This is a genomic window from Phyllobacterium sp. MT110 (genome assembly GCF_058792715.1).
In genome coordinates, this window is record NZ_JBXAFE010000005.1 from 187484 (window position 1) to 206280 (window position 18797).

22 protein-coding genes and 1 riboswitch are annotated in these 18797 nt (G+C 61.3%); of the genes, 12 read left to right on the top strand and 10 right to left on the bottom strand.

Annotation, left to right across the window (positions count from 1 at the left end; translation table 11 throughout):
- The first annotated feature begins 3 nt into the window (after positions 1–3).
- Positions 4–106, top strand: a riboswitch (TPP riboswitch).
- A 111-nt stretch (positions 107–217) separates the two neighbouring features.
- Genes AC1Q5O_RS20640 through thiD form a run of 4 tightly spaced genes read left to right on the top strand, consistent with a single transcriptional unit; the run spans position 218 to position 3438 of the window.
- Positions 218–961: an ABC transporter permease gene (locus AC1Q5O_RS20640; RefSeq protein ID WP_464662381.1), complete on the top strand. Its 744-nt coding sequence runs from the start codon at positions 218–220 to the stop codon at positions 959–961.
- Positions 962–999: 38 nt separating this feature from the next.
- Positions 1000–1953, top strand: a complete 954-nt coding sequence (locus tag AC1Q5O_RS20645; RefSeq protein ID WP_492565551.1) for an ABC transporter substrate-binding protein — start codon at positions 1000–1002, stop codon at positions 1951–1953.
- A gap of 25 nt (positions 1954–1978) precedes the next feature.
- Positions 1979–2641, top strand: coding sequence for a thiamine phosphate synthase (gene thiE, locus AC1Q5O_RS20650; RefSeq protein WP_492565553.1), 663 nt, complete (start codon positions 1979–1981; stop codon positions 2639–2641).
- The gene (thiD, locus tag AC1Q5O_RS20655; protein ID WP_492565555.1) at positions 2638–3438 is read left to right on the top strand and encodes a bifunctional hydroxymethylpyrimidine kinase/phosphomethylpyrimidine kinase; all 801 of its coding nucleotides are present in this window, start codon (positions 2638–2640) and stop codon (positions 3436–3438) included. Before thiE ends, thiD begins: the two co-directional genes overlap by 4 nt.
- Here the strand turns inward: thiD and AC1Q5O_RS20660 are convergent.
- Entirely contained in the window at positions 3380–6220 is a 2841-nt protein-coding gene (locus tag AC1Q5O_RS20660; protein ID WP_492565557.1) for a DUF2339 domain-containing protein, read from the bottom strand. The genes thiD and AC1Q5O_RS20660 overlap by 59 nt on opposite strands.
- Positions 6221–6292: 72 nt before the next feature.
- On the bottom strand, positions 6293–7099 hold the full coding sequence (locus AC1Q5O_RS20665) for a transglycosylase SLT domain-containing protein (RefSeq protein ID WP_492565559.1): 807 nt from the start codon (positions 7097–7099) through the stop codon (positions 6293–6295).
- Between the two features lie 255 nt (positions 7100–7354).
- Here AC1Q5O_RS20665 and AC1Q5O_RS20670 point away from each other — a divergent pair, with 255 nt between their 5' ends.
- From AC1Q5O_RS20670 to AC1Q5O_RS20690, 5 genes are all read left to right on the top strand, one after another.
- Positions 7355–8395 carry an L-idonate 5-dehydrogenase gene (locus AC1Q5O_RS20670; RefSeq protein ID WP_492565560.1) on the top strand — a complete coding sequence of 347 codons (1041 nt, stop codon included), beginning with the start codon at positions 7355–7357 and terminating at the stop codon, positions 8393–8395.
- A gap of 140 nt (positions 8396–8535) precedes the next feature.
- Positions 8536–9414, top strand: coding sequence for a D-alanyl-D-alanine carboxypeptidase family protein (locus AC1Q5O_RS20675; protein WP_223612191.1), 879 nt, complete (start codon positions 8536–8538; stop codon positions 9412–9414).
- A 113-nt stretch (positions 9415–9527) separates the two neighbouring features.
- Complete coding sequence (locus tag AC1Q5O_RS20680) at positions 9528–10112, top strand: hypothetical protein (RefSeq protein WP_492565563.1); 585 nt, start codon at positions 9528–9530, stop codon at positions 10110–10112.
- Positions 10112–10699: a hypothetical protein gene (locus AC1Q5O_RS20685; protein ID WP_492565565.1), complete on the top strand. Its 588-nt coding sequence runs from the start codon at positions 10112–10114 to the stop codon at positions 10697–10699. Before AC1Q5O_RS20680 ends, AC1Q5O_RS20685 begins: the two co-directional genes overlap by 1 nt.
- 4 nt (positions 10700–10703) lie before the next feature.
- Positions 10704–11276 (top strand): hypothetical protein, encoded by a 573-nt coding sequence (locus tag AC1Q5O_RS20690; RefSeq protein WP_492565567.1) that lies wholly within the window; start codon positions 10704–10706, stop codon positions 11274–11276.
- A 4-nt stretch (positions 11277–11280) separates the two neighbouring features.
- On the opposite strand, the gene AC1Q5O_RS20695 is transcribed toward AC1Q5O_RS20690, so the two are convergent.
- The gene (locus AC1Q5O_RS20695; protein WP_492565569.1) at positions 11281–12579 is read right to left on the bottom strand and encodes a hypothetical protein; all 1299 of its coding nucleotides are present in this window, start codon (positions 12577–12579) and stop codon (positions 11281–11283) included.
- A gap of 71 nt (positions 12580–12650) precedes the next feature.
- The gene (locus tag AC1Q5O_RS20700; protein WP_492565828.1) at positions 12651–13835 is read right to left on the bottom strand and encodes an MFS transporter; all 1185 of its coding nucleotides are present in this window, start codon (positions 13833–13835) and stop codon (positions 12651–12653) included.
- 222 nt (positions 13836–14057) lie between these two features.
- Here AC1Q5O_RS20700 and AC1Q5O_RS20705 point away from each other — a divergent pair, with 222 nt between their 5' ends.
- Positions 14058–14696 carry a glutathione S-transferase gene (locus tag AC1Q5O_RS20705; RefSeq protein ID WP_492565571.1) on the top strand — a complete coding sequence of 213 codons (639 nt, stop codon included), beginning with the start codon at positions 14058–14060 and terminating at the stop codon, positions 14694–14696.
- 36 nt (positions 14697–14732) lie between these two features.
- Here AC1Q5O_RS20705 and AC1Q5O_RS20710 read toward each other — a convergent pair whose 3' ends face one another.
- Together AC1Q5O_RS20710 and AC1Q5O_RS20715 are read right to left on the bottom strand one after the other, a co-directional pair.
- On the bottom strand, positions 14733–15614 hold the full coding sequence (locus AC1Q5O_RS20710) for a DMT family transporter (RefSeq protein WP_223612185.1): 882 nt from the start codon (positions 15612–15614) through the stop codon (positions 14733–14735).
- An 8-nt stretch (positions 15615–15622) separates the two neighbouring features.
- The gene (locus tag AC1Q5O_RS20715) at positions 15623–16036 is read right to left on the bottom strand and encodes a VOC family protein (RefSeq protein WP_492565573.1); all 414 of its coding nucleotides are present in this window, start codon (positions 16034–16036) and stop codon (positions 15623–15625) included.
- A 215-nt stretch (positions 16037–16251) separates the two neighbouring features.
- On the opposite strand from AC1Q5O_RS20715, the gene AC1Q5O_RS20720 reads away from it, so the two are divergent.
- Positions 16252–16413, top strand: coding sequence for a Thivi_2564 family membrane protein (locus tag AC1Q5O_RS20720; RefSeq protein WP_105737901.1), 162 nt, complete (start codon positions 16252–16254; stop codon positions 16411–16413).
- A gap of 40 nt (positions 16414–16453) precedes the next feature.
- Here the strand turns inward: AC1Q5O_RS20720 and AC1Q5O_RS20725 are convergent, their stop codons facing one another.
- Positions 16454–17347 (bottom strand): LysR substrate-binding domain-containing protein, encoded by an 894-nt coding sequence (locus AC1Q5O_RS20725; RefSeq protein WP_464662407.1) that lies wholly within the window; start codon positions 17345–17347, stop codon positions 16454–16456.
- Positions 17348–17548: 201 nt separating this feature from the next.
- Here AC1Q5O_RS20725 and AC1Q5O_RS20730 point away from each other — a divergent pair, with 201 nt between their 5' ends.
- Positions 17549–17701 carry a hypothetical protein gene (locus tag AC1Q5O_RS20730; protein ID WP_492565576.1) on the top strand — a complete coding sequence of 51 codons (153 nt, stop codon included), beginning with the start codon at positions 17549–17551 and terminating at the stop codon, positions 17699–17701.
- A gap of 9 nt (positions 17702–17710) precedes the next feature.
- Here AC1Q5O_RS20730 and AC1Q5O_RS20735 read toward each other — a convergent pair whose 3' ends face one another.
- From AC1Q5O_RS20735 to AC1Q5O_RS20745, 3 genes are all read right to left on the bottom strand, one after another.
- Entirely contained in the window at positions 17711–17899 is a 189-nt protein-coding gene (locus AC1Q5O_RS20735) for a hypothetical protein (protein ID WP_223612181.1), read from the bottom strand.
- Between the two features lie 61 nt (positions 17900–17960).
- On the bottom strand, positions 17961–18362 hold the full coding sequence (locus tag AC1Q5O_RS20740; protein WP_492565579.1) for a (R)-mandelonitrile lyase: 402 nt from the start codon (positions 18360–18362) through the stop codon (positions 17961–17963).
- Positions 18353–18733, bottom strand: coding sequence for an ArsR/SmtB family transcription factor (locus AC1Q5O_RS20745; RefSeq protein ID WP_492565581.1), 381 nt, complete (start codon positions 18731–18733; stop codon positions 18353–18355). The genes AC1Q5O_RS20740 and AC1Q5O_RS20745 overlap by 10 nt, the downstream gene beginning before the upstream one ends.
- Positions 18734–18797: the final 64 nt, after the last annotated feature.

Below are 18797 nucleotides of genomic sequence, written 5' to 3' on the forward strand. Positions count from 1 at the left end.
TGACTTCATTCCGAGGGGGGCACTGTACAGTGCTGAGATAGCGTCGAGCTGGACCCTTGAACCTGATCCGGGTTATGCCGGCGTAGGAACGGGAATTGAGCATTCTTCACGCACTCTGCCTTGTCTTCGCACATATCCGGATCTCCACACGTTTGATGGAGTCCTGCAGATGCCGTTTTCGCTGAACCACCAATCGCCGAGTCTGTGACGGCCCGCCATGCGCATGCTCGTCCGCATCGCCGGGGCCCTGCTGGCTGTGCTTGCGTGCTGGCAGCTCGCTGTCTGGATGCTGCAGCCGCCGCGCTTCATCCTGCCCGGCCCCGGTTCTGTCATTGCCGCCCTGGTCGAGCAGCAGCATTATCTCCTGAGCAACGCCGCCATCACGGTGCTTGAGATCGTGCTCGGGCTGTTCTTCGGTGCCATGGCCGGAATCCTTGTTGCGCTTCTGGTGGCCGGCCTGCCGGGTTTCGGCCAGATCGTCTGGCCTCTGCTGCTGGTCCTGCAGGCGCTTCCGGTCTTTGCCATTGCGCCGCTCCTGGTTCTCTGGTTCGGCTTCGGCCTCGCGTCCAAGGTCGTCATGGCCAGCCTGATCATCTTCTTCCCCGTCGCCTCGTCCTTTGCCGATGCACTGCGGCGGACCAGTCAGGACCTGCTGGATGCCGCCGCCCTGACACAGGCTTCGCCGCTGGCGACGCTGTTCCTCATCCGTGTGCCCAGCGCCTTGCCCGGCCTCGGTTCGGGCCTGCGTGTTGCGGCGGTCTTTGCCCCCATTGGCGCCGTGATCGGCGAATGGGTCGGTGCCTCGCGCGGACTTGGCTTCGTCATGCTGCAGGCCAATGCCCGCATGCAGACCGACACGCTGTTTGCCGCTCTCATCATCCTCGCCGTTCTGACCATCGTTCTGCGTTTCCTCGTCGATGCCTTCGCCGCACGTCTCACGCCCTGGGTGCAGGCATCATGACCACTCCGTTTTCCCGTCCCGTTGATAAAGGAATGCCCATGTTTCGCCGCCGTGCGTTTGCCCCCGCCATCGTCCTGCTAACCGCCTTGTCTCTCCTCGCATCTCCCGCCGCGGCCGCAGACAAGCTGTCTGTCCTGCTGGAATGGTTCGTCAACCCCGACCATGCACCGCTGGTTGTTGCCCGCGAAAAGGGCTTCTTCAGCGAAGCGGGACTGGACGTGGATCTGATCCCGCCGGCCGATCCGGCAGCGCCGCCGCGCCTCGTGGCGGCCAAGCAGGCGGACATCGCCATCGGCTACCAGCCCAACCTTTATCTCAGCCATGATGAAGGCCTGCCGCTGGTGCGTTTCGGCACCCTGGTGGAGACGCCGCTCAACACGGTGACCGTCCTCGCCGATGGCCCGATCAAGAGCCTGAAGGACCTGAAGGGCAAAAAAGTCGGGTTTTCCGTGGCTGGTTTTGAGGATGCCATGCTCGGCGCGATGCTGAAATCCGAAGGCCTGAAGACGGGAGATGTCGAGCTGATCAATGTCAACTTCGCCCTGTCGGCATCGCTGATCGCCAATCAGGTGGATGCCACGGTGGGTGGCTACCGCAATTTCGAGCTGACGCAGATGGCGCAGGAAGGCCACAAGGGAACGGCATTCTTTCCCGAGGAGCATGGCGTGCCCGTTTATGACGAGCTGATCTTCCTGACCCATCCCGATCTGGCGAAAGACGACCGTTTGAAACGTTTCATCGGCGCCGTGGAAAAGGGCGCGATCTATCTGACCAACCATCCCGATGAGTCCTGGTCGCTGTTCATCAAGGCCTATCCCGATCTCGACAATGCGCTGAACCGGCAGGCATGGATCGATACATTGCCGCGTTTTGCCAAGCGTCCCGCCGCTCTCGACCGCAGCCGTTATGAACGGCTCGGCGTGTTCATGCACGAGGCGGGACTGATCAAATCGGTGCCCAAGGTGGATGACCTCGCCGTTGAACTGCAGTGAAACGATTTATTCGGAGAAAAAGACCATGCCAAAAGTAGATTTCCGCCTGAATGCCATTGTCGATGTCGATGCCATCGGCGGTGATGCCGATCTGGGTGCCCTGGCTTTGCAGGCCGCGCGGGGCGGGGCCACGATCATCCAGTATCGCGACAAGAATTCGCCGACGCGCAAGATGGTGGAGCGCGCCCGTGCCATCCATGCGGCCCTGCACGGCACAGGCATCCCCCTGCTTGTGAATGACCGCATCGACGTCGCGCTGGTGGCGGGTGTCGAGGGTGTGCACGTGGGGCGCGAGGACATGCTGGTCGCCGACGCCCGCACGCTGCTTGGCCCCGATGCAATCATCGGCCTGACGGTGAAGAATGAAGCCGATGCGCAGGTGGCCATAAGCTCTGCCATCGACTATGCCTGCGTGGGCGGTCTGTTCGAAACCCCTGCCAAGCACAATCCCGACGGCCCGATCGGTTTTGACGGGTTTGCCCGGCTGGCGGCCATCATCCGCGCGGCAAAGCCCGACCTGCCGGTCGGCGCCATCGCGGGCATCGATCTCGGCCGGGTCGCGCCGGCTATTCGCGCAGGCGCCGATGGGGTTGCGGTGATTTCGGCGATCTTCCGTCAGGCGGATCCGCGCGCCGCCGCACAGGTGCTTCGCGATGCCGTCGACGAGGCGTTGAGGGCAACCGCATGACCGCCATTGCCCTGACCATTGCCGGTTCCGACAGCGGCGGTGGCGCCGGTATCCAGGCCGACATCAAGACGTTCTCGGCGCTCGGTGTGTATGGCACGAGCGTGCTGACCGCGATCACCGCACAGAACACGCGCGGCGTCACCGCCATCGAGAACCTGAGCCCGGCTATCATCCGCGCCCAGATCGATGCCGTTCTCTCGGATATCGCGGTCGGGGCGATCAAGATCGGCATGGTTTCCACGGTCGAAACCATCGACACCATCGCGGAAGCCTTGAACCGCTGGCAGCGCAAGGCGGTCGTCGACCCGGTGATGGTGGCAACATCGGGCGATCGGCTTCTGCAGCCGGAGGCGGTGGAGGCGCTGCGCCAACAGCTCCTGCCGCTGGCATTTGTGCTCACGCCCAACCTGCCGGAAGCCGCATTGCTGACTGGCACACCCGCAGCGGAAACCGAACGGGAGATGGCGCGGCAGGCCGAGCTGCTGCTGAAGCTTGGTCCGGCGGCGGTGCTGATCAAGGGCGGTCACGGGCTTACAAGCCTCAGTACCGACCTCTTGTTTGACGGCACGTCTGTGATGCGTTTCGACGGACCGCGGCTTGTCACCACCCACGACCACGGCACGGGCTGCACCCTGGCGGCGGCGATTGCCAGCGGGCTGGCCAAGGGTCTTGATCTGCCGGTGGCAATCGGCGAGGCGAAAGCCTATCTGACGGCAGCCATGGCTGCCGCCGACGGGCTCAATGTGGGTCAGGGGCGCGGCCCGGTGCACCATTTTCATCGCTGGTGGGCGGCGTAGCGGCCGCCCCCGCATTGAGAATGCGCTGGTAGAACAGGCCGACGCCAACCAGCGACAGACCCAATCCGATGAAGGAGAGGGCCCGCAGGATGCCTTCAAGGTTCGACATGTCGAGCAGGAAAACCTTGGCGATCACAAGGAACACGATCGGTGCCGAGATCAGGCGCAATGGCCTGTTCTGCCGCCACGCGCCCAATCCGAAGAGGCCAAGGCCGAACAGCAGCCAGACGGCCGAATAGGTGAACATTTCCATCGAGTCCACGCCCTTCCACAGATGAATGCTGCTGCCCCAGAAGAACACCCGGATGGTGAGCGTCACCCATGTGAACAGCATGAGGCCGGACAGGATCGCCAGGGCCATGGCGTAGTGCCGGGGGCGGTTGGCCTGCGCCATGACCAGCGGCAGGCCGAACAGCTTTATCTGCGGTTCGCCGAAGGCGTTGAGCGCCACGAGAGCCGCCAGCAGGCCCGGCAGCAGGTAGCCCATGAACAGGCTGTTGAAGATCAGGCCGCCGCCGACCGAACCGTCAAACAGCGGATTGAGGAGAATGAAATGCTGCGTCACGGCCACCAGGATGCCGACGTAACCGACAATGAGTGCGGCGATGCGGTAGAGCCAGTCCTGGCCGCCCCGGCTCAGCATCATCAGCGACAATGATCCGCCGAGTGCGATGAGCGTGTAGAGTGACTGTTCGCTCAACGTTACATCGCCGCCGCTGTCGAGCGTGCCCCCATTCATCCAGTGGCGGACGAGGATATTGACGAGCACGAAGCCTGCCAGTACGGCAAGGGCCTGTGCAAGCCGGTAGGCGGTGTCCTTGGTCCCTTTGGCCAGCACGAGCTGCGCAACGGTCATGGCCGCGAAGAAGCCGCCGTAATTGAGCAGGAGCTGGTTGAAGAACGGCGTGGTCGACAGGCGGTCACTGCCGACGATCGTCGGATCGAAGAGAACATGCCCGAGGATGACAACGGCAAACACCGCCGGCGCAAAGCGCAGCACCGGTGCAAGGCGGGTTCGTGTGGCGAAGGCATAGACAACCGCCAGGGCACAGGCGGCCAGAATACGCCATTGCGGGTCGAACACCACGAAAAGGGCGAGCACGGCGAAACCGATGGATGCGGCGTCAAACAGCCAGGCCGGGGATGCCGGCTTCACATCGTCCTTCCACAGGCGCGTCAGCCATGTCGCAGCGCCGAAGCCGGTGATTGCGAGGCCGACGGTGAGTATTTCTTCGGTTGCGGCAGGTGTGTTACCGAAGATATAGAGCATCACTGTGATCATCACGAAGGGAACGGCGGTTCCCAGCGCCGCATAGGCAAGGCCGCGCACGATGTCAGGCAGCCGCGCAAGCACCGTTGCCGCAAGAACACCGATGGCGGTGAAGGCAAGTGCGATGACAATGGCAAAGCTGCGATATTTCGCCGGATCGTAGAGTGACAATCCCGAACCGTTATAGCCGCTGTCCAGCAGATGATGCATATCCGCGAGGGAGAGCGGAACCAGCGCGATGAGGGCGGCTGGAACAAGGAAGGGCAGGGCCCGGCGTATCAGGAGCGGTGCCAATGCCGATACGGCAATAATGAGTGTTGCCAGGACCAGATAGCGCGACGACGCCAGCCCGAAAAGATCGTGCGAGACGTAGCCAAGACCGAGAAGAATCGCACCGGCGGCACCCGCCATGGTGATGGGGTCATACCAGGGCTCTCCGGTGCGGTCGAACAGGGTGTAGCCGCCCGGCTTCAGATGGCTGAAGACGGAGAGAGCCAGCAGGCTGACCGTCAACAAACCAAGGGCCCCGCCATTCGGCATCGGGTCGAACCCGGTATAGGCCGCTCCCCAGATCGCCGCGAGAAGGATCGCCGCGCCGCCAATCAACGGCCATGCCTTCGCCCGGGCGAGGACAACCGCGACGAGCGTGACGACCGACAGATAGGTCATGAAGCTGTAGGGTGCCGGTGCCTGCGCGTTTACCAGGGCCGGTGTCAGGTAGGAGCCGATAAGGCCGAGGCCGGCAATCCACGGACCGTGTTTGATGGCAAGTGCGAGGGTGGCGAGACCAACGGCGCCCAGGGCAAGGAACGCGGTCGAACTGCCGATAAAGCCATAGATGCCGTGGGCGGCATAGACGACGGCAAAGAGGGCCGCTGATCCCGCGGCGGTGAGAACACCCGGGATATAGTCCGGGCCCTCGACGGACAGGCCAAGCGGCTTTTCCTTGCGGCGCAGATATTCACCCGCGCCCAGAAGCAGCAGGCCGAAAATCGCACCAAGGCAGAGCCGGATGCCGGGGCCGAGCAGTTCGTTCTCGATGGAATACTGGACGACGAAGATACCGCCAAGGAACAGCGCCACGCCGCCGATCCACACGGGCCAGTTGCGGCCAAGCGATCGCTCGAAATCGCCGTAGGACTTCTTTGGCCGGGCTGCCGGTACGGATGGTGCCGGTGTTGCGCGGACGGTGACAGGCGTTGCCGACGGCTTGCCCGACATGATTTGCGCGACCTTTTTCGGGTCCAGCCGCGCTGATGCCGCCATGGCCGGTATCGGTGTTCCCACGGGCTCGGCCGGGGGGACTGCGCGTGCCGGTGTCTCCGTCAAGGCCTCGTCGGCCCGGAAACGGCGAATCGGTTTTGCGGTATCGCTGGCTACTGGTGCCGGTTGCGTTTTTTCCGCAATCTGCCGTCGCAATTCTTCCACCTGCTTGCGCAGCGCGGTTACTTGCTGACGCGCCATGGCCGCTACAACCAGTGCGATGATCGACAGAATGATGGAAAGACCCATGTGTGTGCTCCAGATTGAGCACACAACGCCATGAATCGGCTCATTATTCAACTAGGCGTTGATAGGTGGGGTTTATAGTCCGTAAGGACGATCAGCCGGAATGGCGATAAAGCCAGGACGCACGGGAGCCGGGTCCGGCGCATAGGCCACCGTCTGCACCGTCGCGGCCGGCTGGCTGATTGCGGGCACAGGTGCCATGGGCAGCGAAGCAATCTGCGTGGACTGGACAGGCGTGGTGCCGCCCTTCAGGCCGGTTTCATCCAGCATGCCCTTGCGCTTGGCCTGGTAATAATAGCCGCTGGCATAGAGGCGAACAGCGCGGTCAAAATTGCGGTCGGCAACCTTGTAGGCACCGGCCAGGTATTTCACGCCGTATTTGAGGTTGGTTTCCGCATCGAGCAGGTCCTTTGGCGTGCCGCTGTGCCCCATGGCGCGCGCCGTGGACGGCAGAATCTGCATCAAGCCCCAATACTTGCCGTTGCGGGCTTCCGGACGGCCACGGCTTTCGCGGTGGACAACACGGCGCACCAGCGCTTCCGGCACCGCATAGGCGGCAGAATATTGTGAAATCAGATTGTCGACCCGCGGGCCGTAGGTCTCTGTCTTTGCCGGTGCGGCAATTTTTGCTGTCTCGGCCGGGGCAGCCTGCGTCGTGGCATTTGCGGTCGCGAGGGCGGCCGGGTTGGCTGCGGGGCCGGCATAGGCCATCTGCACAGGCGCGCCGGTCACGGTCAGCGCAGTGGTGCGCGGTGCAGTCTCAGGAACAGGAATCGACGCTGTGCTGGTCGGCAATGTCGGGTTGGCCGTGGTGCAGGCTGCCAGGCTCAGTACCAGACCGAGGCAGGCGAGCGGGCGCAGCAATCGAATGTTTGAAACCATTGTCCACCAGTTCTGAGCGACCGTTTACGGCCTGTTAATCTCTTCTCATAGCCTGTTCGGCGGCTTCCCCGGCAATCACTTTCCGCAACGCTCTGTAACAAATGCCGTTTCCACAGGTCTGCAGGGCGATTTTTGGACGCTCCCCAGCCCCTGGCGACCGCTGCGGATGCTCCCGGTCCCGATCAATCCGCGCGTGTTGTTTGTCTGCCATTTTCTCGATACGATCGCCGTTATCGCCATTTCGGGACGGATCACATGAAGACAATCGCTGCCACCCTTTTCGGCCCGGAGGATTTGCGTATGGCGGAACACACGCTCTCCGCGCTGAAGCCCAATATGGTGCGCATCCGCTTCGGCGCAGGCGGCATTTGCGGCTCGGACATGCACTATTTCCGTCATGCGAGGACCGGCGATTTCGTCGTGACATCGCCGCTGATTCTCGGTCACGAAGTGGCGGGGGAGGTGATGCAACTGGGGTCTGAAGTCACGGGGCTCAGTGTTGGCGACCGTGTCGCGGTCAACCCGTCGCGCTGGTGCGGCACCTGTGCCTACTGTCACGAGGGCCGCGCCAACCTGTGCGAGAATATTTATTTCATGGGGTCGGCATCGAAGACGCCGCACATGCAGGGCGGCTTTGCCAGTTTTTTTGATGCAACGCCGGCGCAATGCGTAAAGGTGCCCAGGGATTTCCCGTTTCAGGCGGCGGCGCTGGCCGAACCGCTTGCGGTATGCCTGCACGCCGTTCGCCGGGCCGGACACGTCAAAGGGCATTCGGCCATCATATTCGGTGCGGGTCCGATCGGGCTCCTCACGCTTCTGGCGCTGAAACATGCCGGGGCGGAATCCGTCGCGATGGTCGATCTCGCCGCCGCTCCGCTGAAATTCGCGCTTGAACTGGGTGCCGACCGGGTGTTCGACCTATCGGAAGGCGAGGACAAGCTTGCCAAACTGGCCGTCGCGACGCCGTTCGATGTCGGCTTTGAAATTTCCGGAACGGCCGCTGGCCTTGCCTCGGCCATCCGCACCGTGCGGCGCGGCGGTACGGTTGTGCAGGTCGGCAACCTGCCCGGCGGGTCTATTCCGGTGCCCGCCAATGCGGTGATGGCGCGGGAACTCGACCTGAAAGGCACGTTCCGTTTCGGCGAAGAATTCTACGAAGCCGTTGAACTGATCGTCTCCGGAGAAATCGGCGTGTTGCGGCTTGTCACGGGTGAATTCCCGCTTGAAGAGGCCCCCGAAGCCTTCGCCGTGGCGCTGGACAGATCGCGCAGTGTCAAGGTCGTTCTGACTGCCTGAGGGCCCGGCGACCATTTGCCGTCACGCCACAGCTTGGTCTGGCGGCGGAAATCCGCTAACAGGGTGGCAGAGCAGCGGATTATTAACAATGATGCGCTAAAAACCATTCATCTCCACCTTTGGAAATCAGACCGCTCAAAATGAACGTGCCGCGTGTTTTTTACCCTCTGTCGTTGATGTCAAAATGTGTGGCATTGTTTGTTCTGGTTGTTGGCGTGGCGAGCGGTTGCACGACCACATCGGCGCTGCAGCCGGTTGCAACGACCGTACCCGCCTCCATCACGGAAAAGTCCGCGTCGATTGTCGTCGATGGCAGTACCGGTGCGGTGCTTTACCAGGCCAGTGCCGACCTTCCGCGCATCCCGGCTTCGCTGACCAAGATGATGACGTTGTATCTGACGTTCGAAGCGCTGGAATCCGGTCGTCTTACCAAGAACACGGTCATTCCCGTTTCCGCCCACGCAGCGTCACAGGCACCGAGCAAGCTCGGCTTCCGGCCCGGTCAATCGATCGATGTGGATACGGCGATCAAGGCGATTGTGGTCAAGTCGGCCAATGACGTTGCCGTTGCGCTTGCCGAAGCCATTGGCGGCTCTGAACCGCAGTTTGCCGCATTGATGACGGCCAAGGCCCGGCAGCTCGGCATGAAGGGCACGACCTTCAACAATGCCTCGGGTCTGCCCGATCCCATGCAGGTCACCACCGCCCGCGATATGGCGCTGCTCGGCATGGCACTGCGCCGGCATTTCCCGCAGCAATATTACTATTTTTCGCTGCATGACTTCATGTTCAACGGCAGGCTGGTGGAAGGCCACAACCGCGTCCTGGCGAAGCTCAACGGTGCCGATGGCATCAAGACAGGCTATGTCCGTGCCTCCGGCTTCAACATCGTCACATCGGTGAATGACAATGGCCGCAAGCTCGTTGCGGTGGTGATGGGCGGCGACACGGCAAGAGCGCGCGACCAGCAGGTCGTCGATCTGGTCCATAGCTATCTGCCCATGGCTGCCTCACGCTAAACCGCCTCACGCGGTCCGGACTTGCCATGCAGCGCGCAACCGTTGCATGGTTCCACGGAATGCGACTCAGAATTCAGCGCGTGCTATGGCGCTGATCGGAGGAAGATCGCCCGATGTGGTCCTATGTGCGCAATCTCTCCAGCAAGGCACGCGCCTGGATAACCGCCGGCCTCGGCACCTTTGCCGCGCTCGTCGTGGCCGTGACCCTCGGGGTGTTCGAAGCGCAGCCGCAGGCCGCCATCAGCCAAATTCTTCCCGGACAGTCGCTTGATGCCGGCAAGTGGCGCATCAAGCCTCTGAAAGCCTGGGTGACGGATCAGAAAATCCATGGTCTGACGCCGAAGGCGGATCAGAAGGCGCTGGTGCTTGAGGTCGAGCTGACGAACCGGACAACGCGATCGGACAAAAGCTACTACAGCACAGTCCATCTGCCTCCCGGGATTGGGGCAAAGGCGGAAAAACCGATGATCTATCTTGTGCGGGATGACGCGCTGATGCCGTCGCTCCAGCCGGGTCTGCCGGAAAAAATGGCCTATGTCTGGCTGATGCCGGCAACGGCGATACCCAAGGACACGGTTGAGCTGAGCTTTGACGCCGATATATTTAAGCGGAGCGATAATCTCTATGGCGCGCCCGGCTGGTGGGGCAAGCGCGTGGCGGCCAAGGCCAGTCTGGCCCTTGCCGGAGGACAGGGCTGATGCGCCGGCTCGGCAATATTCTGGTGGTCTGTCTTGCCGTCGTTGTGCTGTATGCCATGCAGCAGACAAAGCCGCATTACGAGGATTTGACCGGTCCTATCCCCGCCTATGGCAAGATGCATGAAACGGTTCATACCCGGCTGGTCGACCTCCGGTTGGAGCAAGTGGATTTCGCCCGCGAACTGGCGTTCACGCAGTACGGGCAGCGCAAGACACTGACGACATCGGGCCTTTGGGCTGTGGCGACGGCGGAATTGGCGGCAACGACTGCATCGGCAACGGTTGCTGCAGCGACGTGGGTGGGCCCTACGGGCCTGCATTACGAAAAGACCGATCGGGTCGGCATCCTGAGCAGCCAGATGCCGCCGCTGCTTGATCCGGGCATGCCGAGGAAAGTTCGTTTTGTCTTCGAGATACTGCCGGATCAGGTGAATGGGGCAACGTTCACGCTTTCCAGCCGGATGGCGCCACGGCTTGATTCCGAGGCACGCATCGCCATCGATGATTTCAGAAAGTTCAACGACGGCCAACCGCTGATAGAGGACAGCTATGATCTGGCAAAACCCGTGCCTGTTTCAGGGAACTGATCGCATGACCCTCACTGACGAGACGCCGGATCTTTCGGAACGCCGCTGGCGCCGGCGCAGCCTGTGGGCGCAGGTGCTGCTCATTCCTCTTGCGCTGTTCGTCGTGTCGTACGGCGATGTCAAGGAAATGGGAAAAAGCAACAATGTCGTGCCGATTGACGTCACGGCTGGCCAGAGTGCCCGCTACGGTGGCAGCGACTGGCAGTTTATCGAGCTGCGCACGGTCGCCGAGGGCATGAAACCGGGGGCATTGCCGAAAAACGCCGTTCCGGTCATTGCGCGTTTCATTGTCGAAATTGGCGATCCGGACCTGAAAAACCTCTGGCTGATGTGTTCGATCAGGCTGGTGGACGCAACCGGGCGATCCTGGTCGCCGGCATCGGTACCCGGCCTGCCGCGTCCCGCCGAGGGTATAGAAACCTGCGCCTCTACTATCTTCGCCGAGGTCAGCCAGGGCATGCGGCGGGTGGTCGAGGAGACCTATCTTGTCCCCGCCAATGTCGTTGGGGAGCTGAGACCGATCATCGGCATGCGCGGCGAGCGTCCCTATTATCTGCGCTTTGCCCGTCCGCAATAGCTGGCTAGCTGCCGGCAGCGACCGGTTCAGCCTCTGCCGGCTGCGGATTGCGCCGCATCGAGAAAGCCGTTTCCATAATTGCGGCAAGAAAGCAGATGCGCAGCGGTTCGACCAGTATCCCGGTGGAGGAGTCCTGCAGCGGGCTGCCGAACAGGAAGCTGACGCCATTGGAAAGGGCTTGCCAGACGTCCAGCGCGTGCGGGCCGATCAGCCGTGCGGTGCCCAGCCACATCCAGGCGGCGGCCCACTCGATGAAACGATATCCGAGGATCAGCGTGAGGATGAGCAGCAGTCCGGCGTTGAGGGTCAGCTTGACGCCGTTGGCGATGGGCAGGTAACGCGAGCGGTAGCCGCCAATGAAATGTTCCACGAAGTGGCGCAGGAATTTCGGGATCGATTTGTAACGCTCGCCGAACTGTTCGACGCGGCGGTGCAGATGCAAGATCTCTTTTTCGTCGCGCACATCGTAGCCATAGACCAGGGCCACCATCACAAGCCAGATCACCGGTAACAGCGCATGGAAGAACAGGCCGATGGCAACGGTACCGAACGCTTCGGGAACCTGCTCGACGGGTATGAGTGCTGCGGCATTGGCCGATGCAACCGGCTCCGGCAGACCGGCAAGCAGGGATTTGGCGTAGGTCCAGAGATTGCCCTCGATAAAGGCTTTCATCCAGCTGTCCTTCCAGCGGCTGATGATATAGAGGCCGATGAAAACCCAGTTGGTCTCGCACACCACCATGATGATCTGCCAGATGGAACGGCCGGTCTTCTCCTTCATGGTTTTTGCCAGCTTGCGGATGACCCAGGAGATGGCAACGGACAGAAGCAGCCATTTGGAATCCAGCACATCAAGCACATTGCCGCCGCTTTCCCCGAAGGGCATCTGGTCGAGCGCGGCGCGCGAATACTGCCGCACCGTATTGCTCAGAAAGCCCCAGGCGGCGTAATAGGCAAAGAACGGGATGAGCGCGACCGAGACCATGGCGGCCAGTCTCGAAAATCCGCGGCGCGTGTCATCGTCCGGGCCCGCAGCCGCGACGTTCTCTTGTGCCGCGTTCAATGCCGGCAGTCCGGGCCGGACAATCTGGATCATGGAAACGGTTGTCACAAGTTGTGCAAGGGCAACCAGCGTCAGCATGGCCAGTCCCGCATAGTGATTGATGTAGGCGGCGTCGACAGCCAGTTGCATCAGCACATGCGATGCAATGACCCCGAGCAGCAGGACGGCAAAAAGCTGTGGCCAGAACCTCAGCCACAGCCGGAATGTCAGCCTCAGGGGCAGCATAACGTCGGCCAGCATGATCAATTCCCTGCGAATCTCATGCGGACTGTATCAAAATCGCGGGGCGTGTCACCCCGCGGGGAAAGGCTCTAGCACGTAGCCAGAACCTGCGTTGCCGCGCGCCGGTCGAGTGCCTGGCTCCAGAGTGTCAGCCCAAGGGCGCCGACCACGAGAATGGCGCCGACCCATGGTGTCGCGCCAAGACCGAGGGGTGACGCCACGATGATGCCGCCGAGGAAGGCACCTCCGGCAATGCCGAGGTTGAACGCGGCGATGTTGAGTGCCGAGGCAACGTCGACCGTCTCCGGCGTGTGGATCTTCGCCAGCTGCACCACATAAAGCTGCAGGCCGGGGACATTGGAGAAGGACAATGCACCGAGGGCGGCCAGCGTGACCAATGACCAGACCGGCGAGACAGCGGTGAAGGTGAAGATGGCCAGCACAAGCGCCTGCAGCGCAAACATCACGACCAGCGCGCCAACCGGGTTGCCGTCGGCCACACGTCCGCCAACCATGTTGCCCACGGCAATCGACAGGCCGTACAGCACGAGGATGAGACTGACAGTCGAGCCTGCATAGCCGGTGATCTCCTGCAGCACGGGAGCAAGGAATGTGAACATCACGAAGGTCCCGCCATAGCCGAGCGCGGTCATGGCGAAGGCGAGCAGCAGGCGTCCGCTGCCCAGCACGCGAACCTGGTCGATCAGGCGCGCAGGAGCGGCCTTGGCGATGGTAGCAGGCAGAAGCACGGCAATGGCGATGAAGGCGATGACACCAAGGCCGGCAACCGCCCAGAATGTTGCACGCCAGCCCAGCTGCTGGCCGATGAAGGTACCAAGCGGAACGCCGGTGACGATGGCGACGGTCAAGCCGAGGAACATCATGGCGATGGCCGATGCGCGCTTGTTGGGCGCAACCAGATCGGCGGCAATGGTGGCACCAACCGAGAAGAACACGCCATGCGCGAAGGCGCTCAGCACGCGGGCGACGAGCAGGAGTTCATAGGTTGGCGAAAGCGCCGCAGCGGTATTGCCGACGATGAAAAGCGCCATCAGCCCGAGCAGGAGCGGCTTGCGCTCGATCTTGCCGGTAAGGGCGGTCAGAACCGGTGCGCCGAAGGTGACACCCAGCGCATAGACGCTGACGATGAGACCGGCGAGCGGCAGGGTGATGCCGAGATCGCCGGCAACGGTGGGCAGGAGGCCAACGATCACGAATTCTGTCGTGCCGATGGCATAGGCGCTGATTGTCAACGCCAGCAGTGCGAGAGGCATTGTCTTGTCCTTTGAATGGCAGGCGGGAATTTGATCCGGCCCGCGAATGGAATGACGACGGATGGCAATCCGGTTGCGCTGAATATGGTCGAAGCGCATTCCATTGATAATCGTGTGATATCGCGGGATAATCATGAATTGAATTCATGGATCGGGGCAATGCACGCGCAAGGCTTGTTATCGGCACCGGTTTCATGAAAACTTGTGTCAACCGAGGCCCTCATGACACATGCTCTGCCCGTTCTGTATTCTTTTCGCCGCTGTCCCTATGCCATGCGGGCCCGGCTCGCCATTCAGGCCGCGCACCAGGCCTGCGAGCTCCGGGAAATCGTATTGCGAGACAAGGCGCCGGAGTTTCTCGGTGTTTCGCCATCGGGGACGGTGCCGATGCTGCTGTTGCCCGACGGGACGGTGATTGATGAAAGCCTCGACATCATGCGCTGGGCCTTGAGCCAGCATGACCCGGAACATTGGCTTGAGGTGGATGATGGCGGCTGGATTGCCCGCAATGACGGCCCGTTCAAGCGCAGCCTTGACCGCTACAAATACCCAACCCGCTTTGAAAAAACCGATCGGCTGGCAGAACGCGAAAAGGCATTGGCGATACTGGATGAATACGAGGAACGGCTGGCCTGGTCGCGCTGTCTCTTCCGGGCGACGCCGTCGCTTGCCGACATGGCGATCCTGCCGTTTGTCCGGCAGTTTGCCAGCGTGGATGCGGACTGGTGGAGCGGGCTTGCCCGCCCGCACGTGAAGCGGTGGCTGGATGAGTTCGTGTCATCCGGCCGGTTCGACGCGGTGATGCTGAAATATCCGAAATGGCAGGCCAGTGATGCTCCGACGCTTTTCGGCGTGGCTTGAGCATCGATTGCGACGGCTTCGAGCGGATGAAACGTTTCAATCCGCTTGAATGGCCTTTGCCGGCACGCTCTTGTTTTTCAGGTTCAGAAGGTTGCCCGAAAGGATGAGGGCTGCGCCGAGCGCCGTGTAGATATCGATCCGTTCCGCATAGATGAGCCAGCCCAGCACGGCCATGAGCGGCACGCGCAGAAAATCCATCGGTATCACCACGGTGGCATCCGCATACAGCAGGGCCTTCGCCATGCAGAAATGCGAGAACGTGCCGGTGAAGGCGATGATCACCACCCAGGGCCAGGCATGCAGGGTCGGCCATTGCCAGACATGCAGCGCCGGCAGCAATCCGATGGCTGACTGGATCACCAGCATCCAGAAGATGATTTTCACCACGCTTTCCGTGCGGGTCAGGGATTTGACCATGGTGAAGGAAATGCCGAACGTGAACGCCGCGCCGAGCACGATCAACTGTCCCATTTCGATCGTTCCGATGCCGGGGCGCACAATGATGACGACACCGATGATGCCGAGGAGGATCGTCAGCGTGCGCCAGAGATTGAACCGCTCGCCGAGAAAGGCGACGGCCATGACGGCCGTCCAGGCCGGTGTGGTGAATTCAATGGCGATCACCTGCGCCAGCGGGATCATGGACAGCGCCTGCAACCAGGCGAACTGGCCGGCATAATGGGCGGTATTGCGTCCGACGTGCTGCCAGATGCGGCCGGTCCGCATGGCGCGCACGCCGCCGGAAGACCGGATCAGCGGATAGAGCATTGCCAGCCCGATCAGCGACCGCATTTCCATGATCTGGAAGACGTTGAGTTCCTTCGAGGCTTCCCGGCCGGAGATCGCCATCATGAGAATGGCGGCCAGCGACCCCGACATCCAGAACGCCGCCTTCAGGTTTGATGGCTTGAATTCCATGGCGGCCGCTATTTCGCGTAGACGCTGGCGAAATCCGCAAAGCCCTTCACTTCGATCGGGTTGCCCGAGGGATCACGGAAAAACATGGTCCATTGCTCGCCCGGTTCGCCCTTGAACCGCACCACGGGAGGCATGACGAAGTCGACCTTTGCGCGCTCGAGCCGGTCGGCAAGGGCATTCCAGTCTTCCAGCGGAAGAATGACGCCGAGATGCGGCATGGGTACCATGTGATCGCCCACCTTGCCGGTGTTGGTCGTTTCGAACGGCTTGCCGAGATGCAGCGAGATCTGATGACCGAAGAAATCGAAATCCACCCAGCTGTCGGTGCTTCGCCCCTCGGCACAGCCAAGGATATCGCCATAGAAGCCGCGCGCCTTGTCGAGATCATGGACGTGGTAGGCAAGATGAAACAGCGAGCGCATGGGAAGAATCCTGAGAAATGGGGATGATGGCGAAGCTATCAGCAACTGAACGGGCAATGCAATGCACGGTGGTTCGAAATTGCGCCCAGCATTCGGTGCCGGCAGCACGTCCGGATATTGCAGCGTATGGACTGCTGTTTGCGTGGAACAAAAATAGCCAGCAAAGAGTTTTGCCACGCTACGATTGTTCTGATCCCGAAAACAGGAAGTTTGCGATGTCCCTTCTTATCAGTCTTCTGATCACCGTTCTGGTGATCTTTCTTGTGCTCTATCTCGTCCAGATGCTGCCGCTCGATGGCCGGGCCAAGCAGATCGTCCAGGTGATCGTTGTGGTGATCGGGATTATCTCGCTGCTGCGCTATCTCGCAGTTTTCTAGGGATCGCTGCGGCGGGGCTCAAGGCTCTGCCGCATCCTCGCTATTTCTTTACCTCACCGAGCTGCCCCAGCATCCAGTCGCGGAACGCGCGGATTTTCGGAACATTCCGCCGGGCTTCCGGATAAACCAGCCAGTAGGCGTGCTCTGACGATCCCACAATATCGAAGGGTTGGATAAGCTGTCCTTGTTGCAGCTCGGGCTGGAAGAAGAAGGGTGTCAATATTCCAACGCCCTGTCCGGCCAGCACCGCCCGCCCTTCCAGATGCTGGTCGCCCAGCCGGTTGCGCAGGTCGCCGCGCAGGGCCGGCTTTTCGATGCCAACCAGGCTGAACCAGATGTTCCACCAGGGGTCGCCGGGGTCGAGAATGGGCAGTTTGAGCAGGTCGGTCGGTGTCTTGACGCCGCCGACGGAGGCGGCGAGTGCCGGTGACAGCATGGGCGTGAAATAAGCCTGGAAAAGCTTGTGGCAGACAAGGCCGGGCCACTCCTTTGTGCCGCTGCGAATGCCGACATCCGCCTCCTGACGCACGAAATCCGTCATTTCGCGGCCGGATTTCAGCCGGACGGCCAGTGCCGGGTTCTCCATTTGAAACGAACCCAGCCGCGGAACCAGCCACGTGGCGGCAAAGGTCGGAATCGTCGCGATGGTCAGGATGCCGTCGGCGCTTTCGCGTGTCGTTGCAAAGGCGGCACGCAGGATTTCGAATGCCTCGGTCGTTGCCGGGGCCAGCCGCGCCCCTATTTCCGTCAGGACAACCTGACGCGGCAGCCGCAGAAACAGCGGCGATCCCACCCGCTCTTCCAGCAGTTTGATCTGATAGCTGACGGCGGCTTGCGTCATGCCGAGCTCCTCCGCCGCCTTGGTGAAATTGCCATGGCGGGCAGCGGCCTCGAAAACACGGATAGCGGCAAGGGGCGGAAGATTCATCGGCATGATCCATAAGCTGTCCTTATGGAAGATACTCGCCGTTTTGTTGGAAAACAAGCGCGAACAGGCGCATTGAATGCATACCCAAGACATGAACGTCGCATACAAACCGGAGTTGAGGTCATGAACCCCTCACCATCGCACTGCACATCCATAGACAACCCCGGATCCCGCTGGGGTTGGTTCGCAACCCTCAGGCGGGCGCTGGTGAGGCCCACCGTGCCGATCACCGTCAATGCCGCGGATTTTTCCGATCACATGCTGCGCGACATCGGCATGAGGGACGGTCGTCCCGGGCGGGGAGAGCTATTCACATCGCACCCCGATCTGAAGAAGGATATTTTCAAAGGGTCCGTCTAAGCGTTCCGTTCAGGAATCAAAGTCGACTTCCAGCTGCTTCTCGAGGGCGACAAGGTCCGCGGGAAGCGGCATGCCCATGGCTTTCAGTTCGTTGAGATGCTCACGCAGAGTCTCGTGAATTTCATGGGCGTCAGCCGGCCGTTGCACCATCTCTTCAAGCAGGAGTGCGATCTGTGCCTTGATGTCTTCGAACGCCATGATTTTTCCTTTCAACGCAACCGCAAAGCCGGGTTTTTACACCTGCACACATGCTAGCAGATTATTGTGCGCCGGAATATTGCGTATCGGAAACCTTTTCCATCCACTCGACGGCATTGCCGTCCAACGCCTCCTGCATGGCGATGTGCGACATGGAATTTGCCGGACCCGCACCATGCCAGTGTTTTTCGCCGGGCGGAATCCAGATGACATCACCAGTCCTGATCTCGCGGATTTGTTCGCCCCAGACCTGCGCGAGGCCCGCCCCGGAAACCACATAAAGCGTCTGTCCAAGCGGATGGGTGTGCCACGCGGTTCGGGCGCCCGGCTCGAAATGCACGACGACGGCGATGAGCCGCGCCGGGGAAGGGGTCTGGATGATCGGGTCCTGCCAGACGGTGCCGGTGAACCATTCTTCCGGCGCGCGGCGCGTCGGTATGGAGCCGCTCGATTTTATGTCCATTCGGTTTCTCCCGGGGTTTCGGCCGGACCGGCCGGAGGCTGGCTTTCAGGCAATGGCATCGTGCTTGCCGAGGCGATGACGGAGTCGAGAAAGCCGGGGAAGCGATTGTCGAGATCGGCACGGCGCAAGGTCAGAAACCGTTTCGTTCCATCGGGCCGCACATTGATCACGCCTGCCTCCCGCAGCTTGGCGACATGATAGCTCAGGGCTGTTTTGGAACCAAGCTGGGTAAATTGCCCGCATGTCATGGCGCGTTCGCCATTGCGCGCTAGAATGGCAATGATGTTCAAACGCGTCTCGTCGCCAAGCGCTGTGAAGATGGCGGGAAGTGAAATCTCTTCAGCATCCGGATGAAACAGGGGATGGGTCATGTCCTCCACCGTAGCAAGTACGCGGGAAAAGTTCAATGTTCAATAATCGTTGAACTTTGTTCTT